18 protein-coding genes are annotated in these 18,811 nt (G+C 73.4%); 6 read left to right on the top strand and 12 right to left on the bottom strand.

The annotated features are described in order from the left end of the window. Positions 1–95 precede the first annotated feature (95 nt). Entirely contained in the window at positions 96–893 is a 798-nt protein-coding gene (locus tag ACGFN2_RS35020; protein WP_362611836.1) for an alpha/beta fold hydrolase, read from the top strand. Beyond that, a complete protein-coding gene (locus ACGFN2_RS35015) occupies positions 880–1,506 on the top strand; it encodes a hypothetical protein (protein ID WP_393366949.1) in 627 nt (208 codons plus the stop codon). Before ACGFN2_RS35020 ends, ACGFN2_RS35015 begins: the two co-directional genes overlap by 14 nt. A 1-nt stretch (position 1,507) precedes the next feature. On the opposite strand, the gene ACGFN2_RS35010 is transcribed toward ACGFN2_RS35015, so the two are convergent. The 6 genes from ACGFN2_RS35010 to ACGFN2_RS34985 all read right to left on the bottom strand — a co-directional run bounded on the left by ACGFN2_RS35010 (position 1,508) and on the right by ACGFN2_RS34985 (position 6,754). Beyond that, entirely contained in the window at positions 1,508–2,284 is a 777-nt protein-coding gene (locus tag ACGFN2_RS35010; RefSeq protein ID WP_393366947.1) for an endonuclease/exonuclease/phosphatase family protein, read from the bottom strand. Between the two features lie 121 nt (positions 2,285–2,405). Next, positions 2,406–3,347 carry an ROK family glucokinase gene (locus tag ACGFN2_RS35005; protein ID WP_393366945.1) on the bottom strand — a complete coding sequence of 314 codons (942 nt, stop codon included), beginning with the start codon at positions 3,345–3,347 and terminating at the stop codon, positions 2,406–2,408. Between the two features lie 141 nt (positions 3,348–3,488). Continuing rightward, the gene (locus ACGFN2_RS35000; RefSeq protein WP_362611845.1) at positions 3,489–3,962 is read right to left on the bottom strand and encodes a DUF5304 domain-containing protein; all 474 of its coding nucleotides are present in this window, start codon (positions 3,960–3,962) and stop codon (positions 3,489–3,491) included. Between the two features lie 106 nt (positions 3,963–4,068). Continuing rightward, entirely contained in the window at positions 4,069–5,271 is a 1,203-nt protein-coding gene (locus tag ACGFN2_RS34995; protein WP_393366942.1) for an ArsA family ATPase, read from the bottom strand. Between the two features lie 2 nt (positions 5,272–5,273). Beyond that, positions 5,274–5,756: an SRPBCC family protein gene (locus ACGFN2_RS34990; protein WP_362611849.1), complete on the bottom strand. Its 483-nt coding sequence runs from the start codon at positions 5,754–5,756 to the stop codon at positions 5,274–5,276. Between the two features lie 221 nt (positions 5,757–5,977). Then, a complete protein-coding gene (locus ACGFN2_RS34985) occupies positions 5,978–6,754 on the bottom strand; it encodes a metallophosphoesterase (RefSeq protein ID WP_362611851.1) in 777 nt (258 codons plus the stop codon). A gap of 275 nt (positions 6,755–7,029) precedes the next feature. On the opposite strand from ACGFN2_RS34985, the gene ACGFN2_RS34980 reads away from it, so the two are divergent. Further along, on the top strand, positions 7,030–8,826 hold the full coding sequence (locus ACGFN2_RS34980) for an AMP-dependent synthetase/ligase (protein ID WP_362611853.1): 1,797 nt from the start codon (positions 7,030–7,032) through the stop codon (positions 8,824–8,826). 88 nt (positions 8,827–8,914) lie between these two features. Here the strand turns inward: ACGFN2_RS34980 and ACGFN2_RS34975 are convergent, their stop codons facing one another. Then, positions 8,915–10,057, bottom strand: a complete 1,143-nt coding sequence (locus tag ACGFN2_RS34975) for a glycosyltransferase family 4 protein (protein ID WP_393366939.1) — start codon at positions 10,055–10,057, stop codon at positions 8,915–8,917. Positions 10,058–10,319: 262 nt separating this feature from the next. On the opposite strand from ACGFN2_RS34975, the gene ACGFN2_RS34970 reads away from it, so the two are divergent. Then, a complete protein-coding gene (locus ACGFN2_RS34970) occupies positions 10,320–11,633 on the top strand; it encodes a glycosyltransferase 87 family protein (RefSeq protein WP_393366937.1) in 1,314 nt (437 codons plus the stop codon). A gap of 15 nt (positions 11,634–11,648) precedes the next feature. On the opposite strand, the gene ACGFN2_RS34965 is transcribed toward ACGFN2_RS34970, so the two are convergent. From ACGFN2_RS34965 to ACGFN2_RS34945, 5 genes are all read right to left on the bottom strand, one after another. After that, positions 11,649–13,040: a hypothetical protein gene (locus tag ACGFN2_RS34965; RefSeq protein WP_393366935.1), complete on the bottom strand. Its 1,392-nt coding sequence runs from the start codon at positions 13,038–13,040 to the stop codon at positions 11,649–11,651. Between the two features lie 51 nt (positions 13,041–13,091). Then, a complete protein-coding gene (locus ACGFN2_RS34960) occupies positions 13,092–14,138 on the bottom strand; it encodes an NlpC/P60 family protein (protein ID WP_393366933.1) in 1,047 nt (348 codons plus the stop codon). A gap of 270 nt (positions 14,139–14,408) precedes the next feature. Continuing rightward, positions 14,409–15,434, bottom strand: a complete 1,026-nt coding sequence (locus tag ACGFN2_RS34955; protein ID WP_362611866.1) for an NlpC/P60 family protein — start codon at positions 15,432–15,434, stop codon at positions 14,409–14,411. A gap of 302 nt (positions 15,435–15,736) precedes the next feature. Then, complete coding sequence (locus ACGFN2_RS34950; protein WP_393366931.1) at positions 15,737–17,110, bottom strand: NYN domain-containing protein; 1,374 nt, start codon at positions 17,108–17,110, stop codon at positions 15,737–15,739. Positions 17,111–17,128: 18 nt separating this feature from the next. Further along, entirely contained in the window at positions 17,129–17,368 is a 240-nt protein-coding gene (locus tag ACGFN2_RS34945) for a hypothetical protein (protein WP_026170342.1), read from the bottom strand. 293 nt (positions 17,369–17,661) lie between these two features. Here ACGFN2_RS34945 and ACGFN2_RS34940 point away from each other — a divergent pair, with 293 nt between their 5' ends. Then, positions 17,662–18,342, top strand: a complete 681-nt coding sequence (locus ACGFN2_RS34940; protein WP_362611878.1) for a rhomboid family intramembrane serine protease — start codon at positions 17,662–17,664, stop codon at positions 18,340–18,342. Then, a complete protein-coding gene (locus ACGFN2_RS34935; protein WP_159746503.1) occupies positions 18,339–18,620 on the top strand; it encodes an Lrp/AsnC family transcriptional regulator in 282 nt (93 codons plus the stop codon). Before ACGFN2_RS34940 ends, ACGFN2_RS34935 begins: the two co-directional genes overlap by 4 nt. The last annotated feature ends 191 nt before the right edge of the window (positions 18,621–18,811 follow it).

The following is an 18,811-nucleotide window of genomic DNA, read 5'->3' as shown; positions in this document are numbered from 1 at the left end:
CTCGCGCCGTGGCGGCCGCCGGACCTATCCGCTTGCCGTCACTTTGCGTACCCTGAGGTAACTCGCCAGGTCCCCTCATCGATCGGAGTCCCCCGGTGCCGCTCCTTCCCGGAGCCGAGCCGTTCCGCCGTGACGGCGGAGAGGTCGGCGTCCTCGTGTGCCACGGCTTCACCGGCTCCCCCCAGTCCGTACGCCCCTGGGCCGAATATCTGGCCGACCGGGGACTCACCGTCGCCCTCCCGCTGCTGCCCGGTCACGGCACCCGCTGGCAGGACATGCAGCTCACCACATGGCAGGACTGGTACGCCGAGGTCGACCGGGAGCTGCGCGCGCTGACCGAGCGCTGCTCCAAGGTCTTCGTCTGCGGACTGTCGATGGGCGGTGCGCTGGCGCTGCGGCTGGCCGCCAAGCACGGCGACGCCGTCAGCGGGGTCGCGGTGGTCAACCCGGGCAACAAGGTCCACGACCCGGCCGCGCCGCTGCTCCCGGTGCTGCGGTATCTCGTCCGGACCACCAAGGGCGTGGTCAGCGACATCGCCCGGCCCGGCGCCGAGGAGGTCGGCTACGACCGGGTGCCGCTGCACGCCGCGCACTCGCTGCGCCGGTTCTTCCAGCAGGTCGACTCCGAACTCCCGGGCGTCACCCAGCCGTTGCTGGTGATGACCAGCCCGCAGGACCATGTCGTACCGGCGGCGGACTCCGAGCGGGTGCTGGCCCGGGTCTCCTCCACGGACGTGCGGCAGACGCTGCTGGAGCGCAGCTACCACGTCGCGACGCTCGACCACGACGCCGAGCAGATCTTCCGGGACACCTACGCGTTCATCTCCCGGCTCGCGCCGGAGGCAGGGGCGGACGCGGCGCAGGAGGGGACGGCGGCCCGTGGCGGAGCGTAGCCCCCGCGATCCCCGGGACCCGCTGGACGAAGAGGCCGCCTGGGCCGAGATCGTCGCGGGCTACGGCGAGCAGCCGTCGTTCCCGGCGGACGGCGGGGAGAGCGGGGACGGGCCGGCCGGTGCGTCCGGGACGGCCGCGCAGGACGGCACGGCCGGCAAGGACGGCACGGCCGGGAAGCCCGACGCCGCCGCGCCCTCCGAGACGTCCGGCAAGGACGGGGCCGCGGGCACGGACGGCAAGGGCGCCGGCGGCGGTACGGGCGACGCCGCGCGTCCGGGCAGCTTCGTGGTCTTCGCGCCGGGTGTCGGCCCTCGCGACTGGGACGCCGCCGAGGCCTCCGACGACGACTTCGACGCGGCCGACGAGGGCCACTTCACCCCGCCCGAGCCGCCCCCGCTGCCGCAGACCGACGTCACCGGCAGGTTCGCCTGGCTCGCGGTGATCGGCGGCCCGCTGCTGCTGGTGGCCATGGTGCTGTTCCAGCAGCCGGTGACGTGGTGGATCACGGTCCTGGGCGTCGGCGGCTTCCTCGGCGGCTTCGGCACGCTCGTGGCCCGGATGAAGGACGACGACGAGGACGACGACCTGCCGGGCAGCGGCGCCGTGGTGTGAGTCAGTCCGTGACCGGCACCCGCAGCGCGGCCAGCACCGGCAGATGGTCCGTGGCGGCCCGGAGGTCGGCCTCCGCCACCCCCGCCAGCCCGTGCGGCACCCCGCAGCCCAGGATCTCCACGCCCGCCGTGGTGAAGATCGCGTCGATCCGCTGATGCGGGTCATGGGGCGTGGAGGTGTACTCCCCGCCCCACGGCTTGGCCGCCCAGGCATCCGTGAGCGCGCCCGCCAGCCGCCGGAAGCTGCGGCCCCCCGGCCGGTCGTTGAGGTCGCCCCCGGCGACGGCGTACGGCACCTCCAGCGCGGCCAGCCGCTCCAGCAGCAGCCCGGCCTGCTGGTAGCGCTCCCGGTCGGCGAGGCTGAGATGGCAGCTGAGCACGCCGAGCCGGGCCCCGCCGATCCGGACCACGGCGAGGGCGAGACCGCGCTGGTGCAGTCCGGGGGTGCGGGGCAGCAGCACCTCCTCCGTGCGCTCCACATGGGCGCGCAGGGTGGACAGGATCATCGGGCCCGCGGTCGTGCCGCCGCCGGTGACGTAGACCAGGCCGGCCGCGCGGGCCAGCCGCTCGGCGGCCTTGCGCCAGCGGAAGAACCGCGGCGCCTCCTGGATCAGCACGAGGTCGGGCGCGCAGGCCCGGATCACCCGGGCCAGCGCCGCGCGGTCGTCGCGCAGCGAGCGGATGTTGTAGCTGAGCACCCGGATCACGGCCGCACCGCCGCGTCCTGATTCCCCGGCGGCGGGGCCGGGTTCGGTGGCGGAGGCGGGGAGCGAGATCACGGCGGCAGGTCCTCTCACCGACAGGGTCACGCGGCCAAGATAGAGCACCGCCCGCCGCTCCCCCTCCGGGGCGCGGCGGACGGTGCCGTACGGATGCGCGGGCGCCGGGCGCCCGGTGGTGTCAGCCCTGGCGTGCCAGGTCGGCCGCGCCGACCAGACCGGCCTTGCCGCCGAGCTGGGCGGCGAGCACCTGGGCGTGCGGCCGCCACTGGTTGCCGACCAGCCAGCGGCGGAAGGACTTGCGGATCGGTCCCAGGACGAGTTCGCCCTCGTCGGAGACGCCGCCGCCGACGATGAAGGCGGACGGGTCGAAGAGCGAGGCGAGGTCGGCGAGGCCGGCGCCGGCCCAGCGGGCCAGTTCACGGAACGAGTCGATGGCGACCGGGTCGCCCTGGCGGGCCGCCTCGCTCACGTGCGGGCCCTGGATGCCCTCGGAGGTGCCGTCGCCGAGGGACAGCAGGATCTGGGCGTTCTCGGGGGTGGCGAAGGCGCGCTGGCGGGCGTAGCGCAGCAGGGCACGGCCGGAGGCGTACTGCTCCCAGCAGCCCTGGTTGCCGCAGCCGCACATCAGGCCGTCGGGGACGACCCGGATGTGCCCGAACTCGGCGGCGACGCCGAAGCGGCCGCGGCGCAGCTTGTTGCCGATGATGATGCCGCCGCCGAGGCCGGTGCCGAGGGTGATGCAGATGACGTCGCTGTGGCCCTGGCCGGCGCCGAACTTGTACTCGCCCCAGGCCGCGGCGTTGGCGTCGTTCTCGACGACCACGGGGAGGCCGACGCGCTGTTCGACCTTGTCCTTGAGCGGCTCGTGGCGCCAGTCGATGTTCGGGGCGAACAGGACCGTGGCCCGCTTCTCGTCGACGTAACCGGCGGCGCCGATGCCGACGGCCTCGACATGATGGCCCGCGCCGACGGTGCGCACCGCTTCCGCGATGGCCTCCGTCAGGGCGTCGGTGGCCTGCGGAGTCGGCACCTTGCACGTTTCGAGGATCGAGCCCTCTTCGTCGACCACGCCGGCCGCGATCTTCGTGCCGCCGATGTCGACGCCGATGGTGAGTCCCATGTGTCCCTCAGTTTTTCGCTCGAACCCCGCCGGGACCCACCGTACCGGAGGCAGGGGTGCCGCCCGCGTTCTTCGGACCGGAGGGACGGGGACGCCTCCCGTACACCGGGCCGTGCTCAGGACACCGGGCGGGCTCCGTGCTCAGTCGAGGTCGATCCGCTCGGTGCCCGTGGGGCCGTCGTCGTCGCGCGGATCGTCCGCACGGCTCTCGGGGCGGACGTCGCTCTCGTCGCGGGTCCAGCGGCGCTCGCTGCCCTCGACGGCGGAGCGGTAGGCGGCGAGCAGCTCGGAGCCGGCCGCGGCGAGGTGGTCGAAGATGTCGGGGTTGCGCTCGATGACCGGCTCGACGGCCGCCTTGGCCTGCTTGAAGAGCTGGTTGACGGCGCCCTGCGCGGCGATCCCGCCCAGTGCGCCGGGCAGCTGGATGCCGGCGAGCTTGTCGGTCACCGCCTCGGCGAGCTTGCGCAGCTCCTCCGCTGCGCTGCCCTGCTGCGGGCCGTGGGCGGCGCGGTGCCGGGACTTCTCGGCCGCGAGGTCCTCGGCGCAGGCGGTCGCCCAGGCGTCGGCATCGGGCTCGGCCCTGCGGTCGGCGGGGCGCTCGGTGGCATCACTCATGAGGAACTCCGTGACTCCTGCGGCGAGGCGGTACGGCGAAGCTGTGCGGGACGGGCACGTCGGGGCGGGGCCCACCCCCGACGTTACCCGAACGGTGGTAGCGCGTTCAGTCGCTCTTGGGCCACAGATCCGGATCGGGTGTGAAGCGGATCTCCAGGGCTCCGTCGCGGAGTCCGGCACCGGAGACGGTGCAGCGGCGCAGCGCGGAGGGGAGCGTCCGAATCCGCCGGAAGCGGCCGACGGTGACCACGATCTCGTCGCCGCGGCGCACCAGCCCCAGGCCCCGGCGTTCGGCGCCGGGCAGCGGTACCCGCCAGACCAGGATGCCGTCGGTGGCCAGCCGGTCCTCGACGGTCCAGGGGTCGGGGTGCGGCCCGTCGGCGGGTCCGGCCGCGGCGGTCCCGACGGCCGGTCCGCCGGCCAACGCGCCGAGTTCGTCGACGCCCTGGGGGTCGCGGCCCAGGTGCGGCACCTCATGGACGGGGAGGTCGGGGAACTCCTCGCGCAGCGCCTTGAGGACGCTCTGCTGGCTGCCGGAGAGCGCGGCGAGGAACGGGTCGGCCGAGCCGGTGGGCAGCAGCCGGTTGACGACCACGCCGTCGGTGCGGCGGCCGTGCAGGGCGAGTCCGGCGCGGAGGGTGCGGAGCGTGGCGGCGGCGACCGGGCCGGCTTCGGTGACCAGGCGTACGGAGGTGCCGGGGTCGTCGATCGTCCGCTGGACGGCGGCGAGTTCGGTCTCCCAGCGCTCGGCGGCGTCGTAGAGCTTCTGCGCCGGCATCGGGACGCCGGCGAGCTGGGCGAGGACCGGGCGCAGCGCACGGGCCGCCTGCCGCTCGGGCGGCAGCAGCCGGCGCAGATAGCGGCGCACCTGGGCGGGCAGGGCGAGCAGCCGGACGGTCTCGTCGGCCGAGGGCATGTCGACGACGACGAGGTCCCAGTCGCCCGAGACGCGTTCGGCGTGCAGCGCGTGCAGCAGCGCGAAGTCCTCGGAGCCGGGGAGTTCGGTGAGTTCGTCCTCGTCGAGGGGGGCGGCGCCGAGCAGGTCGAGGGCGGCGCCGGCGCGCTCCTGGAAGGCGAGGAACTCCTGGCGGAAACGGTCGCCGGGGTCGATGCGGCGGGCGTGCAGACCGGGGGCTATCGGGGTGCGGGTGTCGGCGCCGAGGGGGGTGCCCAGCACCGTTTCCGGTGCGCTGCTCCCGGTGGTGAGCAGCAGGGCCCGCTCGCCCCGGCGGGCGCCGGCCAGGGCGGTCGCGGCGGCGAGCGTGGTGCGGCCCGCGCCGCCGGTGCCCGTGACGAGGACGATGCGCACGCTCAGAGCTTCTTGGCCTCGTCGGCGGGCGTCTGCGGACCGTCGTGGCCGCTCTCGACGCGCTTCTTCAGCCCGGCCAGCGCACGGTCGATGATGACCTTCTCGGCCTTGCGCTTGATCATGCCGAGCATCGGGATCTTGACGTCGACGGTGAGCTGGTAGGTCACCTCGGTGCGCGCGCCGCCGCCGAGCGCGGCGAGGCGGTAGGAGCCGTCGAGGGCGCGCAGCATCTGGGACTTGACCAGGGACCAGCTGACCTCGTTCTCCCCGGTCCAGGTGTAGGCGAGGGTGTGGTCGTCCTTGATCGCTCCGGCGTCCAGCAGCAGGCGCACCTGCTCGGCGCGGCCGTGGTCGTTCTTGGCGAGCACCTCTGCCTCCTTGACCTCTCCGGTCCACTCCGGGTAGCGGTCAAAGTCGGCGATCACCGCCATCACTTCGGCGGGTGCCGCCTCGATCGTGATGCTAGAGCTGGTGTGTTCGGCCATCGCCGTGACTCCTCCATGCCGATTCGTTCCGGTCCGCCGACTCTTCCCCGAGCTCTCGGCTCCGAGCGGGGGGAGACCCCGTTACCCGGTGTCTGTGCTGCTACCGGCTCCGAGGCTACCGCGCGGGATACCGCGGACGGACACCAGCAGGCCGGGGAAGGCCGGGGCGGGAGGGCCGCCGGGTGCACTCCCGGGGCCGCCCGGGCCAGGGGCGTCCGGGCTCACCACTCCAGGACATAGGGCGTCCCGGTCGCGTTGAAGTGGCCGACATTGACGCATTCCGTGCCGTCGATCCGGGCCCGGCGGGCCAGCGGCTGGTGCACATGGCCGAAGAGGGCGTAGCGCGGCCGGGTGGTGCGGATGGCGTGCAGCAGGGCGGCGCTGCCACGTTCGAAGCGGCGGGCGACGGTGTCGTAGCAGAGTTCGGGGACGTCGGGCGGGATGTGGGTGCACAGCACGTCCACCTCGCCGACCGCCTCGATCTTGGCGGCGTACTCCTCGTCGCTGATCTCGTAGGGCGTGCGCATGGGCGTGGTCAGGCCGCCGCCGACGAACCCGAAGACCCGGCCGCCGATCTCCACCCGCTGGCCGTCCAGGACGGTGGTGCCGGGTGCGGCGTACTCGGGCCACAGGCGCGGGATGTCGACGTTGCCGTAGGTGGCGTACGTGGGGGTCGGGAAGGCGGCGAAGAGTTCGGCGTACTGCCGGCGGACCGCCTCCTCGATGGCGGAGTCCCGGCTCACGCCCGCCCGGTCGAGTTCGCCCCAGAGCCGGCGGCCGAGTGCGCGGGCCTCCTCGAAGCGGCGGGCGGTGCGGAGTTCGACCAGGGCGCTCGCGTTCGCGGCGCCGAAGAGGTCGGGGAAGATGCCGCGCGAGTGGTCGGCATAGTCGAGGAAGAGAACCAGGTCACCGAGGCAGACCAGGGCATCGGCACCGGCTCCGGCCGCCGCGAGGTCCCGGCTGTTGCCGTGTACGTCACTGACCACATGCACACGCATGGCGTCACCCTAGAGCGCCCGCACCGGGCGCCGGGAGGGGCCCCCGGACCTGGGGTTACTTTCGGGTCACCGACCCATTGGTCTAGTCTGCGCGGGTCAGTCCCCATGGCGTGTCCCGCAGCGTGTGACGCATCGAACATCTGGCCGCTCCCCTCTATCCCAACCGCGATACCGATGGGTAACGTCCGGGCAGTCCACTCCCCCTGCACGATCATGGACCGCCGCCGGTGCAACACACAGCGTCGTGGCGCCGGCGCTTTTGAGGAGCAGCAGTCTTGCGCGAGTTCAGCCTTCCGGCCCTGTACGAGGTCCCCGCGGACGGGAATCTGACGGATCTCATCCGCCGAAATGCCGCGCAGCACCCTGATGTTGCGGTCATGGGACGCAAGGTGAACGGAGTGTGGCAGGACGTCACCGCCGCCACCTTCCTCGCCGAGGTCCGCGCCGCCGCCAAAGGCCTGATCGCCTCCGGGGTACAGCCCGGCGACCGGGTCGGTCTCATGTCGCGCACCCGCTACGAGTGGACGCTGCTGGACTTCGCCATCTGGAGCGCCGGCGCGATCACCGTCCCGGTGTACGAGACCAGTTCCGCCGAGCAGATCCAGTGGATTCTCGGCGACTCCGGCGCGGTGGCCTGCCTGGTGGAGTCCCCCTCCCACGAGGCCACCGTCGAGTCGGTCCGTGACCGGCTGCCCGAGCTGGAGAACATCTGGCAGATCGAACGGGACGCCATCGCCCGGCTCCAGGCCGCGGGCGACGGGATCTCCGACGACGAGGTGGAGGCGCGCAGCGCGCTCGCCGACGCGGACTCGCCGGCCACCATCGTCTACACCTCCGGCACCACCGGCCGCCCCAAGGGCTGTGTGCTCAGCCACCGCAGCTTCTTCGCCGAGTGCGGCAACATCGTCGAGCGGCTGCGGCCGCTGTTCCGTACCGGCGAGTCCTCGGTGCTGCTGTTCCTCCCCATCGCGCACGTCTTCGGCCGGCTGGTGCAGGTCGCCGCGGTGATGGCGCCCATCAAGCTGGGCCACGCCCCCGACATCAAGAACCTCACCGACGACCTCGCCTCCTTCCGGCCGAAGCTGGTCCTGGGCGTGCCCCGGGTCTTCGAGAAGGTCTACAACTCGGCGCGGGCCAAGGCGCAGGCCGACGGCAAGGGCAGCATCTTCGACAAGGCCGCGGACACGGCGATCGCCTACAGCCGTGCGCTGGACACCCCGGGCGGCCCGTCGTTCGGCCTGAAGCTCAAGTACAAGGTCTTCGACCGGCTGGTCTTCGGCAAGCTGCGCGCCGTGCTCGGCGGCCGCGCCACCCACGCCATCTCCGGCGGCGCCCCGCTCGGCGAGCGCCTGGGCCACTTCTACCGCGGGATCGGCTTCACCGTCCTGGAGGGCTACGGCCTGACGGAGTCCTGCGCGGCGACCGCCTTCAACCCCTGGGACCGGCAGAAGATCGGCAGCGTCGGCCAGCCGCTGCCCGGCTCGGTCGTGCGGATCGCCGACGACGGCGAGGTGCTGCTGCACGGCGAGCACCTCTTCACCGAGTACTGGAACAACCCGTCGGCCACCAAGGAAGCGCTGTCCGACGGCTGGTTCCACACCGGCGACCTCGGCACCCTCGACGAGGACGGCTACCTCGCCATCACCGGCCGCAAGAAGGAGATCCTCGTCACCGCGGGCGGCAAGAACGTCGCCCCCGCCGTGATCGAGGACCGCATCCGGGCGCACGCCCTGATCGCCGAGTGCATGGTCGTCGGCGACGGCCGGCCGTTCATCGGCGCGCTGGTCACCCTCGACGAGGAGTTCCTGCCCCGCTGGGCCGAGGAGCACGGCCACCCGGCCGGGGTGACGCCGGCTCAGCTCGCGGAGGACCCGGAGCTGCTGGCCGCCGTACAGCGCGCGGTCGACGACGGCAACGAGGCGGTCTCCAAGGCCGAGTCGGTGCGCAAGTTCCGTATCCTGCCGACCCAGTTCACCGAGGAGTCGGGCCATGTCACCCCGTCGCTGAAGCTCAAGCGCAACGTGGTGGCGAAGGACTTCGCGGAGGACATCGAGGCGCTCTACCGCGCCTAGGGGCGCGCAGCGGGCCGGCCCCGTACCGCCGGAATCCGCCGTCGTGGCCTGCGCCGCGGCGGCGGATTCGTGCGTCCGGCCGGACCGCCTACAGCAGTTCCTTCAGCCGTTCCGCCAGCAGGTCCCAGCGCCACTTCTCCTCCACCCAGGCGCGGCCGCGTTCGCCCATCGAGCGGCGCAGCGCGGGGTCCCGGAGCAGGGCGACGAGGCGGTCGGCGGTGGGGGCCGGGGAGCCGCCGGGGACGACCCAGCCGGTCTCGCCCTCCAGGACGGCGTCGGGGGCGCCGCCAGAATCGCCCGCCACCACGGGCAGGCCGGTGGCCGAGGCCTCCAGGTAGACGATGCCGAGGCCCTCGACGTCGAGCCCGCCGCGGCGGGTGCGGCACGGCATCGCGAAGACATCGCCCGCGCCGTAGTGGGCCGGCAGCTCCTCCCACGGGACCGCGCCGGTGAAGCGGACCGCGTCCGCGACGCCCTTCTCCTGGGCCAGCGCGCGCAGTTCCTTCTCGTACGGGCCGCCGCCGACGATCAGCAGCACCGCGTCGGGCACCGCGGCGAGCACCGCCGGCATCGCCTCGATCAGGGTGTCCTGCCCCTTGCGCGGGACCAGCCGCGAGACGCACACCACCACCGGGCGGCCGGTGAGCCCGAGCCGCTCCCGTACGGCCTCGCCGCCCGAACCGGGGTGGAAGGTCTTCTCGTCGACGCCGGGCGGCAGCTGGACCATCCGCGCGGCGGCCTCCGGGGTGAGCGCGCCGGCGATCCGCGAGCGGGTGTACTCGCCGAGGTAGGTGAGGGTGTCGGTGCCCTCGCCGATCCGGCGCAGCAGTTGGCGGGCGGCCGGCAGCTGGGCCCAGCCCGCCTCGTGGCCGTGCGTGGTCGCCACCAGGCGGCGGGCGCCGGCCGCACGGAGCGCGGGCGCCATCAGCCCGAGCGGCGCCGCCGCCCCGAACCACACGGAGGAGCAGCCGTGTTCGCGCAGCAGCGCGGTGGCCCGCCGGGTCACCCGCGGCGTCGGCAGCAGCATCGTCGTACGGTCCCGGATCACCGGGAACGGCTGCTCCGCGTCGAAGGCGGCGGTGGCCGCGCGCCCCTCGGCGGTGCGCTTCCAGGTCGAGGCGTAGACCACGACCTGGGTGGGGTCCAGGCGCAGCGCCATGCTGTGCAGGAAGGCCTGGATGCCGCCGGGCCGGGGCGGGAAGTCGTTCGTGACGATCAGGGTCTTCTGCACGATGGTCTCTCGCGGGTTCGGTCTCGGCGGTCGGTCGCAGCGCTGGTGCCCGACAGTACCGGTCGGGTGGCGGCCGGTGCCCGGTGGGCGGCCGCCGGTCCGGCCACGCCGGTGCCTCGTCTACGGTCATGACAGCCGCTCCCGGCATCATGCGCAGAGCACGAGCCGGCCGCGCGGCGGGTACGGGGAGCAGTGAACGGGCGCCGGGCCGATGGCCGCGGGCGGCGCCGACGGGCAGCGGCCGAGAAGCGATGAGGTGACGATGACCAGCATCAGCAGAGCGCGCGGGGTGTGGCTCCCGGTCGCGGTCTGGGCCGTGACCCGGACCGTGGTCCTGTTGTGCGTCCTGAGAGTGCTGGTGCTGCCGGGGCCGGATGTCGCCACCGACGTCTCGGTGATCTACCGGGGCTGGTTCACCGTCCTGCAGACCGGCACCTTCCCCCTGAACGACGTGACCTGGCAGTACCCGCCGGCCGCCGCACTGGCGATCCTCTCCCCCGGGCTGCTGCCGTTCCTGGACTACACCACGGCGTTCTTCACCCTGATCCTGGCGGTGGACGCGGCGACGCTGGCGCTGCTGCTGCGGGCCGGCCGCCGGGACGGCCACCGGCCGGCCGGCGCCTGGGTGTGGATCGCGGGGGTGGCGCTCCTGGGCCCGACGGCCTACGCCCGCTACGACCTGATGGTCACCGCTGTGGCCGTCGCCGCGCTGTTCGCGGCCGTCCGGCGGCCGCGGGTGGCGGGCGCGCTGGTCGCCTTCGGGGCGCTGCTGAAGGTCTGGCCCGCGCTGCTGCTGACCGGGGCGGCGCTGCGCGGCCGCCGGGCCCGTGCCCTGTGGTGGAGCGCGGCCGGCACCGCGGCCGCGCTGACGCTGTTCTTCGTGGCCGCCGCACCGGGCGCGCTGTCCTTCCTCACCTTCCAGCGCGACCGCGGTACCGAGGTCGAGTCGCTCGGCGCGCTGGTCTTCCACGTCGCCCGCCAGTTCGGGTGGGAGGGCCAGGTGCTGCTGAACTACGGCTCGCTGGAGTTCCTCGGCCCGGGTGTCCCGTTCGTCAGCACCGTGGCGCTCACCCTGAGCCTGGCCGCCGCGGGCTGGCTGGTGCTGTGGCGGGTGCGGGTCCGGGAGCTGGGCGCGGCGACGCTGTGCGAGGCCGCCTTCACCGCCACGCTGCTGTTCACCACCACCAGCCGGGTGATCAGCCCGCAGTACATGCTCTGGCTGGTGGCGCTGGGGGCGGTGTGTGTGACCGTACGGGCCGCCCGGCAGACGCTGCCGGTGGTCCTGGTCCTGCTCGCCACCGGCGTCACGCTGCTGGAGTTCCCCGTCGGGTTCGGCCAGGTCGTCGCGAGCGACCCGTGGGGCGTCACCCTGCTGCTGGTGCGCAACGGGCTGCTGGTCGCCGCGTCGCTGCTCGCCTGCCGCCGGTTGTGGCGCGCGACGCGGGGCGACGGGCCCGGGACGGCGGGCGTGGTCCGCGCGCGCAGCGCGGCCGACGGGGAGGCCGCCGCGCCCGTGGAACTCACCGGCACCGCGGCGGCGCAGCCGCGCGCGGACGGGGCACCGGCCGCGCCCTGAGCCCGTCCCCCGCCCTCACCGCGCCAGCTGTTTGCGCACATACGCCCGCCACAGCCGGGTGAACTCCCGCATGCTGACGCCCAGTTGGGTACGCATGGCGTGGTCCGTCCGGTCGGCGCGGACCTTCGGCCGCTCCCCGGTGCGGGCGGCCGGGGTGGCGGGGCGGGGCCCGGCCGGGGCCGCCGTGGCCGCCTCCATCGGCGCCCCCTCGTGGCCCGCCGGGACCCGTAGCGCGCCCTTGCCCGCCGCCCGGTAGAAGGCCAGCAGCTTGGCCTCGCCCCACTTCCCGGCGATCATCCGGCAGGCCAGCCAGCTGCCCTCGTAGGCCTTCGCCAGCCGGTCGGCGCCCGCCTTGAAGCCGAAGTCGTCGTCGGTGGGCAGCCGGGCCGGGAGCTTGCCGGCGGCGACCGCACGGGTGAGCTCGGGGGCGGTGAGGGCGGCCTTGCGGCGGATGCCGCGGTAGGCGGCCCAGTCGGCGAAGCCCTCGGAGAGCCACAGCGGGGTGGCCGGTGTGGTGGCCGTACGGGTGGCGACATGGGCGGTCTCGTGGGTGAGGACCACCCGGCGGCCCAGGTCGTTGAGTTCCTCGTACGCGTCCGGGTTGATGATCACCCGGTCCGCCGGCGCGGTCGTCGAGACCCCCGCCTCCCCGGTGGTGACCGCCGCGATGCCCGCATAGCCCGACGGGTCGTCGCTGCCCATCAGCTGCGCCATCCCCTCGACCGAGTCCGGCGCCTCCACCACGACCTTCCGCGACCACGTCCCCTTCCAGGCCGCGGAGACCGCGGGCACCGCCTGGTCCACCCGGTGCGCCAGGTCCGTCAGCCGCGCGCGCTGCGCGGTGCCGCCGAGCACCAGGCTGTACCGGCCGCGGACCAGCCGGACCGGCCCCTGGTCCCACAGCTGGCGGGTGCCGCTGCGGCCGGCCGCCGCGCCGTCGGTGTCGGAGGAGACCAGCCAGCGGCCGTCGCGCTCGGTCAGGGTGAGGTACTGGACGGCGTGCACCGGCGCGGAGTCGAAGCCCTTGAGGCGGTAGCGCAGCCGCACCTTCGCGGCCAGCCGGGTCCGGTCGCCGTCGGCCGGGAGCGGGAAGGCGTCGGTGGAGTCGAGGTCGTAGTGCCAGTCGGTCAGCGGCACGCCCTTCAGGTGGGCGAACATCGCGCGCTGGCGCTCGCGGTAGCCGAGGGCCCGTGGGTCGACGGAGGCGAGGAAGCCCGCCGCGTCCCGCCGCTCGACGGCCTTCGCGCGGGTGTCGAGCATCCGCTGGACGTCCGGGAAGCGCGCCGTGGCGGGCGGGCCGGCCGCGGGCCCGCAGCCGGCCAGCGGGGCGAGCAGCGCGAGCAGCAGGGCGCCGCAGCCCGCCGTCGCGGCCCGCGACGGCCGCCGTCTCGCCCACCGGTGTGACATGCGGACGATCGTAGGTCCGGCCCGGTCCCGGCAAAAACGCTGGGTGCCGCCTCAGGGCCTGGTGACGGCCGAGACCGGCATCATCCCGACGGGGTCGTAGCGCACCCGTGCGCCGGGGTAGGGCGCGTGGACCACTTGGCCGTTGCCGACGTACATCCCGACATGGCTGGCGTCCCCGCGGTAGATGACCAGGTCACCGGGGCGTGCCTGGGAGAGCGGCACCTGCCGGCCGGCGCCCCGCTGGGCCTGGGAGGTACGCGGCAGCGAGACTCCGGCCCGCCCGTAGGCCCATTGGGTGAGTCCGGAGCAGTCGAAGGACGAGGGGCCGCTGCTCCCCCAGGCGTACGGGGAGCCGACCGCGGCGCGCACCGCGGCGACGGCGGCGGCGGCCCGCCCGGACGACGGTACGGCGCCGCCCAGGTCCGGGACCGCCTCCCGGTGCCCGTCGCTGCGGGAGGCCCGCGCGTAGGCCGCCCGGTCGCCCTTGGGGAGCGCGTGCAGCAGCCGTCGCGCGGTGGCCAGCCTGCCCTGCACGTCCTTCTTGTGGCGGGCGACGGCCTTCCGGCTGGTCTCCAGCTCGGCGAGCTTCCTGGTGGCCTCCCTGCGCTGCTGCTCCAGGCGGCGCTGGGCCGCCCGGAGGCCGCGCAGATCGGCCGCCTGCCCGCTGCCGATCCGGTCCAGCGCGGAGGCCTTCTCCAGGTAGGTGTCGGGCCGTTCGGAGAGCATCAGCCGGACCGTGGGGTCCACGCCGCCCGACCGGTACTGGGCGGCGGCCAGTGCGCCCAGCCGGCCGCGCATCCGGTTGACCCGCTCCTGGGCGCGGGCGGTGCGGTCCTGGAGGGCGGCGACCTCGTGGCGCAGTTCCCGGGTGCGGTCCCGCGCGGCGTTGTACTTCTCGGTGGCCCGCTCGGCCTGTACGTAGAGGCTGTCGACCCGAGCGGTCGCCGCCGCACGGCCGGCGCCCGGGTGACCGGCGGGGTCGGCTGCGGCCGGGGGCGCCGAGAGGGCGGCGGCCGCGGTCGCCAGGGCGGCCGACACCACGGTGACTCCGGCGAGGGCGGTCTGGCTGTGCTGCGAGGTACGGCGGTGGGACACCACGAGAGCCGCACTCCTTCCATGGGGGTCCACCCCGCTCGGGCGCAGCCGAGAGCTCGGGGGAAGCCCTGCCGCCCGGAAGGACGGTCGGTGAACCGGGATGCTGCGCGGGCAGACAGTAGCGGCGCGGGTGCACACCGGCCAAAACGCTCTATTAGCCCGCAAAAAGCCGCCCCGCCGGTGACTGTGCAGGTCACCGGCGGGGCGGCAGGTCGGCGGCCGGGGCCGCAATTCGCCCGTTCGGGCGGCAGGTTGAGGCGGCGGCGCGAGGGGTCAGACCCGCACGCCGAACGCGAACGGCATGTTGCCGATCGGCTCGTAGCGCACCGAGGCGCCCGGCTTCGGCGCGTGCAGGACCTGGCCGTTGCCCGCGTAGAGGCCGATGTGGTGCAGGTCGCCGTAGAAGAGCACCAGGTCGCCGGGCTTGAGGGCGCTCTGCGAGCCGATCCGGGTACCGGCGTTGGCCTGCGCCTGCGAGGTCCGCGGCAGCGACTGGCCGGCCTGCTGGTAGGCCCAGGACGTCAGACCGGAGCAGTCGAAGGACGACGGGCCGGTCGCGCCCCAGACGTAGGGCGAACCTATCTTGCCCTGGGCGGCCTGCAGGGCGGCCGCACCGCGCTGCGAGGCCGGGACGTCGTCACCGAGGTTCACCCGCTGGTTGCTGCGGTCGGCGCGGGCCTCCTTGGCCTGCAGGGCCGCCCGCTCCTTGGCCGTCAGGGTGTTGAGCAGCTCCTGCGCCTCGCCGAGCTTGCCCTTGATCTCGTCCTTCTTGTCACCGAGCGCCTTACGCGTCTCGGAGAGGTCCTTGATCTTGCCCGCGGCCTCCGCGCGCTCCTGGGCGAGCCGGCGCTGCTTGTCCGCGACGGTCTTCAGCTCGTCGGCCTGCTTGCCGCTCAACTGGTCGAGCGTGGCGGCCTTCTCCAGGTAGGTGTCCGGATCGCCGGAGAGGAACAGCTGGACCGAGGGGTCGATGCTGCCGCTGCGGTACTGGCCGGAGGCGACCGCACCGAGGCCCTTGCGCATCTGGTTGAGCTCACCCTGGCCACGGGCCACCTTGTCCTGGAGGTCGTCGACCTCCTTCTGGAGCTTCTCCTGCTGCTCCTTGACCCCGTTGTACTTCTCGGTGGCCTGCTCGGCCTCCTCGTAGAGCTTGTCGACCTCGGACTTGACGTCCTTCTTCGACTGGTGGGGGTCGGCCTGGGCGGCCTGGGACGAAAGGGCCACGGCCGCCGCGGCGGTGGCGGTGAGCACGGTCACGCGAGTACGGCTCGGCTGCTTGGGTCGACGGTGGGACGCCACGGGGGCGAGCTCCTTCTTCCTCCAGCCGCCTACCGGGAAGTGGGGGGGGAGACCCCGGCTCCGCGTGAACGCCGCGGACTCGGCGGTTCCTTCACGGTTCATCCCGGTTGGATGATCAGATGCATGAAGGTTCGGGGCCTGACCTTAGTAACCGAGCTGTGATCGCTTCAAATCCTCACGGGAAAATTCTGTGTCACAAACCCCATCCTTTACCAACATCGCACAGGCAGTGAGCGCCACTTGACGCTGCGGTACGGATCACCGGCGCTCTCCCCTGTCCGGCGCCCGCCGCGGGAGGTCCGTCAGGTCCGGGCAAGTCGCTTGAGAAGCAGGGCCGATGCCACCGGGCGCGCCCCGGCCTTCGCCACACCGTCGGCCACTTCCCGGTCCGTGGAGACCACGACGACCGGGCGGCCGGGCGGTTCGGCCCTTACCAGCTGACGAATCAACTCATCGGCCGTTACGCCCGGTTTGCTGAACAGCACCCGGACTCCGCGCGGCGGCGCGAGCAGCACCGGCGCCGCCAGCTCCGCCCCGTCGAAGACACAAGTCATCTCGGCACCGGTCTGCGCCGCCAGTACCGCGAGCCCGCCCAGCAGGCGCAGCCGCTGCTTTTCGAGCGGCATGGTCGGATAGCCGGTTTTGGTGACGTTGTAGCCGTCCACCACCAAATGCGCCTGCGGCAGGGCGAGAAGCTGGTCGAGCAGCGCCGGGTCCATCTCCGACAGCGCCCGGGTCGCGATGTCCTTGGGCGTCATCCGGCCCGGCGCGACCGCCTCGACGGTGTCCGCCGGGTGCACGTTCGCGGGCGGCAGGGCGAGTTCGCGGCGCAGCCCCTGCGCCGCGTCCAGGACCGTGTCCAGCAGCAGCCGCAGCCGCATGTCCTCGACGCTGCGGCCCTCACGGGCAGCCCGCCGGCTGGTCTCCAGCGTCGTCTCGACCTCGGCGATCCGCGCCTTGAGCCGGCGCACTTCGCTGTCCGCGGCGGTCTTGTCCGTGGCCGCCCGGTCCCGCGCCTCCGTCAGCGCGGCCTCGGCCTTGCGCACCGCGGCCTCACCGCGCTTGACGTCACTGAGCGCACTGCGCAGCTTGCGCCGCAGCGACTCGTTCTCCTTGCGGACCGCCGCCAGGTCCACCCGAATCCGGTCGGCCTCCGTACGGGCCTCGCCGCGCGCCTGCGCCAGTTCCTCGCGCAGCCGGGCCACCTCCCGCTCGGCCTCCTCGCCGGCCCGCTCGGCACGCGCCCGCTGAGCCTCCTCGCCGGCCGCCGCGACCAGCTTGACCCAGCCCTCGGGGCGCAGCACATAGGCCGCCGCCGCGACATCGAGCGGATCGGCGGCCGCGGGCGGGGTGCCGTGCTCCAGCGCCGCGGTCAGCTCCGCCTGCGCCTCACGCAGCTTGCCCGCGATCCGCTGCCGGAAGACCGCGTCGCTCTCCAGCGCCGCGGCCATCGCGTTGCCGGCGAACTTGGCCCGGCGGGTCGGGGTGAACCGGGCGTACTGCCGCAGCGGGGGCGGGAGTTCGGCGACCGTCAGCGCACCGAACGACTCCGCGGTGAGCGCCACGACCCGGCGCCGTACGCCCTCGGGCAGCGGTCGGTCGAGCACCTCGTCCGCCGCACCCTCGGGTACGTCGTCACGCTGGGCCCCCGGCTCCCCTTCTGGACGGTCCACCACGGCTGCCTCGCTCCGATCTCAGGCGTTCGCGCCCGGACGGTCGACCAGCTCGATCTGGTCGACCGCGTTGCACCAGCGGCAGCGCACGGACTCGATGCTCTCACTGAGGACCTCGCGCTCCTCCACCTTCGGGTCCCCGGCCAGATCGAGGTGGACGTACTCGACCACCTTCGACCGGCGGGTCACATCGAAACGCGTGAGGTTGCCGCACAGCGTGCAGCGCCACCGGGTTCCCGCCGTCGGCAGGGGAACAGCCATCGTGTCGTCCTCTTTCGTGCTCATCGTCATGTGCTGCTGCGCGGTTCACGCGGTGCGCCGTCGGACTGCGGAAGTACGCAAAGTACTGCCTGTAACCCTACGGCCTGACGGGGGCCCGTCGCGGGCCCCGCCCAGGTGCCGGGACACGGCGAGGCACTCTGTCCCGATTGCCCGCATTAAGCCATGATCACTTCATGACGGCGCCGGCCCCCACCCCTCGATCTCCCCGCTCGTCCGGTCTCCTCTCCCGCCGTCCGCAGCCCACCCGGTCCCTGACCGCGGTGTTCTCGCGGGTGACGAATGTGCTGATCGGCCTGTGCTGCGCGATCTTCGTGCTCGGCCCCGCCTCCGGCCTGATCCGGATATACGGCACCGGCGACGCCCTGTTGAAGGCGCAGACCGCCTATTTCGAGCGGTGGGGAGTGATCCCGCTGGATCTGTGGGGCGGCTCGGTACGGGCGCTGATCACTCCGCTCACCGCGTTGTTCGTCCACGGCAGCTGGCTGCACCTGCTCGGCAACATACTGTTCCTGTACGTCTTCGGCGCAATGGCCGAGGCACGCATGGGCCGGCTGCCGTTCACCGCCTTCTACCTCATCATCGGCTACCTGGCGCTGCTCGGCTACGCGGCCGCGCACGCCGACTCGGGCCAGACGCTGGTGGGCGCCTCGGGCTCGATCTCCGGCGTACTGGGCGCCTTCCTCTACCTGTTCCCCACGGCCCGCGTCACCAGCCTCTTCCCGTTCCTCTTCTTCCTGCCGCTGCGCTTCCCCGCCTGGCTCGTGCTGCTCTTCTGGTTCGGCATCCAGTGGCAGGCCGCCCAGGACGACCCCCGCGGCCCCGGCGTCGCCTACCTCGCCCATGTCATCGGCTTCACCCTCGGCTTCCTCTACGCATGGGCCCGCTACCGGAGGGATAGTGTGGGGGCCACCAGGGCGAACGACCGGGCGACCGAGGAAGAGAGCCAGCCGTGATCACGTCGATCGTGCTCATCAAGACCAACGTGGACCAGATCCCGGAGATCGCCGAGAAGATCGCCGCACTGGACGGAGTCAGCGAGGTCTACTCGGTCACCGGCGCCCACGATCTGATCGCGATGGTCCGGGTCGCCGCCCACGACGACCTCGCGGACGTCATCCCCGGCCGCATCAGCAAAATCCCTGGCGTGGCCTCGACGGAGACGCATATTGCGTTCCGCACGTACAGCCAGCATGACCTTGAGGCCGCGTTTGCCATTGGGCTGGAGGCCTAGCCCGTTATTCCCACGTTTTCGGCTTTCCCGCCGTGGGTGTTGCTCGCCGTTTGTTGCCCGCTGCGCGGTGCCCCCGCCGTTGCGCCTGCGGCGGGCGGGTCCGCTGCGCGGGGCTGTCGGGGTGCGGTGACGGGCCTCCGGGGCCTGGTGTGTGGACTGCTTCGCTTTACGTCCACACACCAGGCCCCTCC

Origin of the sequence: Streptomyces sp. NPDC048612 (genome assembly GCF_043199295.1) — a bacterium.
In the GTDB taxonomy this organism is placed as follows: Bacteria; Actinomycetota; Actinomycetes; order Streptomycetales; family Streptomycetaceae; genus Streptomyces.
Note: the sequence above shows the minus strand (reverse complement) of the source record. Positions and strands in the feature narration are given on the sequence as shown.

Coding starts and splice junctions, on each gene's coding strand:
- ACGFN2_RS34970 (WP_393366937.1), top strand. CDS start 10,320: ATGACCAGCATCAGCAGAGCGCGCGGGGTGTGGCTCCCGGTCGCGGTC.
- ACGFN2_RS34985 (WP_362611851.1), bottom strand. CDS start 6,754: ATGCGTGTGCATGTGGTCAGTGACGTACACGGCAACAGCCGGGACCTC.
- ACGFN2_RS34990 (WP_362611849.1), bottom strand. CDS start 5,756: ATGGCCGAACACACCAGCTCTAGCATCACGATCGAGGCGGCACCCGCC.
- ACGFN2_RS35000 (WP_362611845.1), bottom strand. CDS start 3,962: ATGAGTGATGCCACCGAGCGCCCCGCCGACCGCAGGGCCGAGCCCGAT.
- ACGFN2_RS35005 (WP_393366945.1), bottom strand. CDS start 3,347: ATGGGACTCACCATCGGCGTCGACATCGGCGGCACGAAGATCGCGGCC.
- ACGFN2_RS34945 (WP_026170342.1), bottom strand. CDS start 17,368: ATGGCTGTTCCCCTGCCGACGGCGGGAACCCGGTGGCGCTGCACGCTG.
- ACGFN2_RS34965 (WP_393366935.1), bottom strand. CDS start 13,040: ATGTCACACCGGTGGGCGAGACGGCGGCCGTCGCGGGCCGCGACGGCG.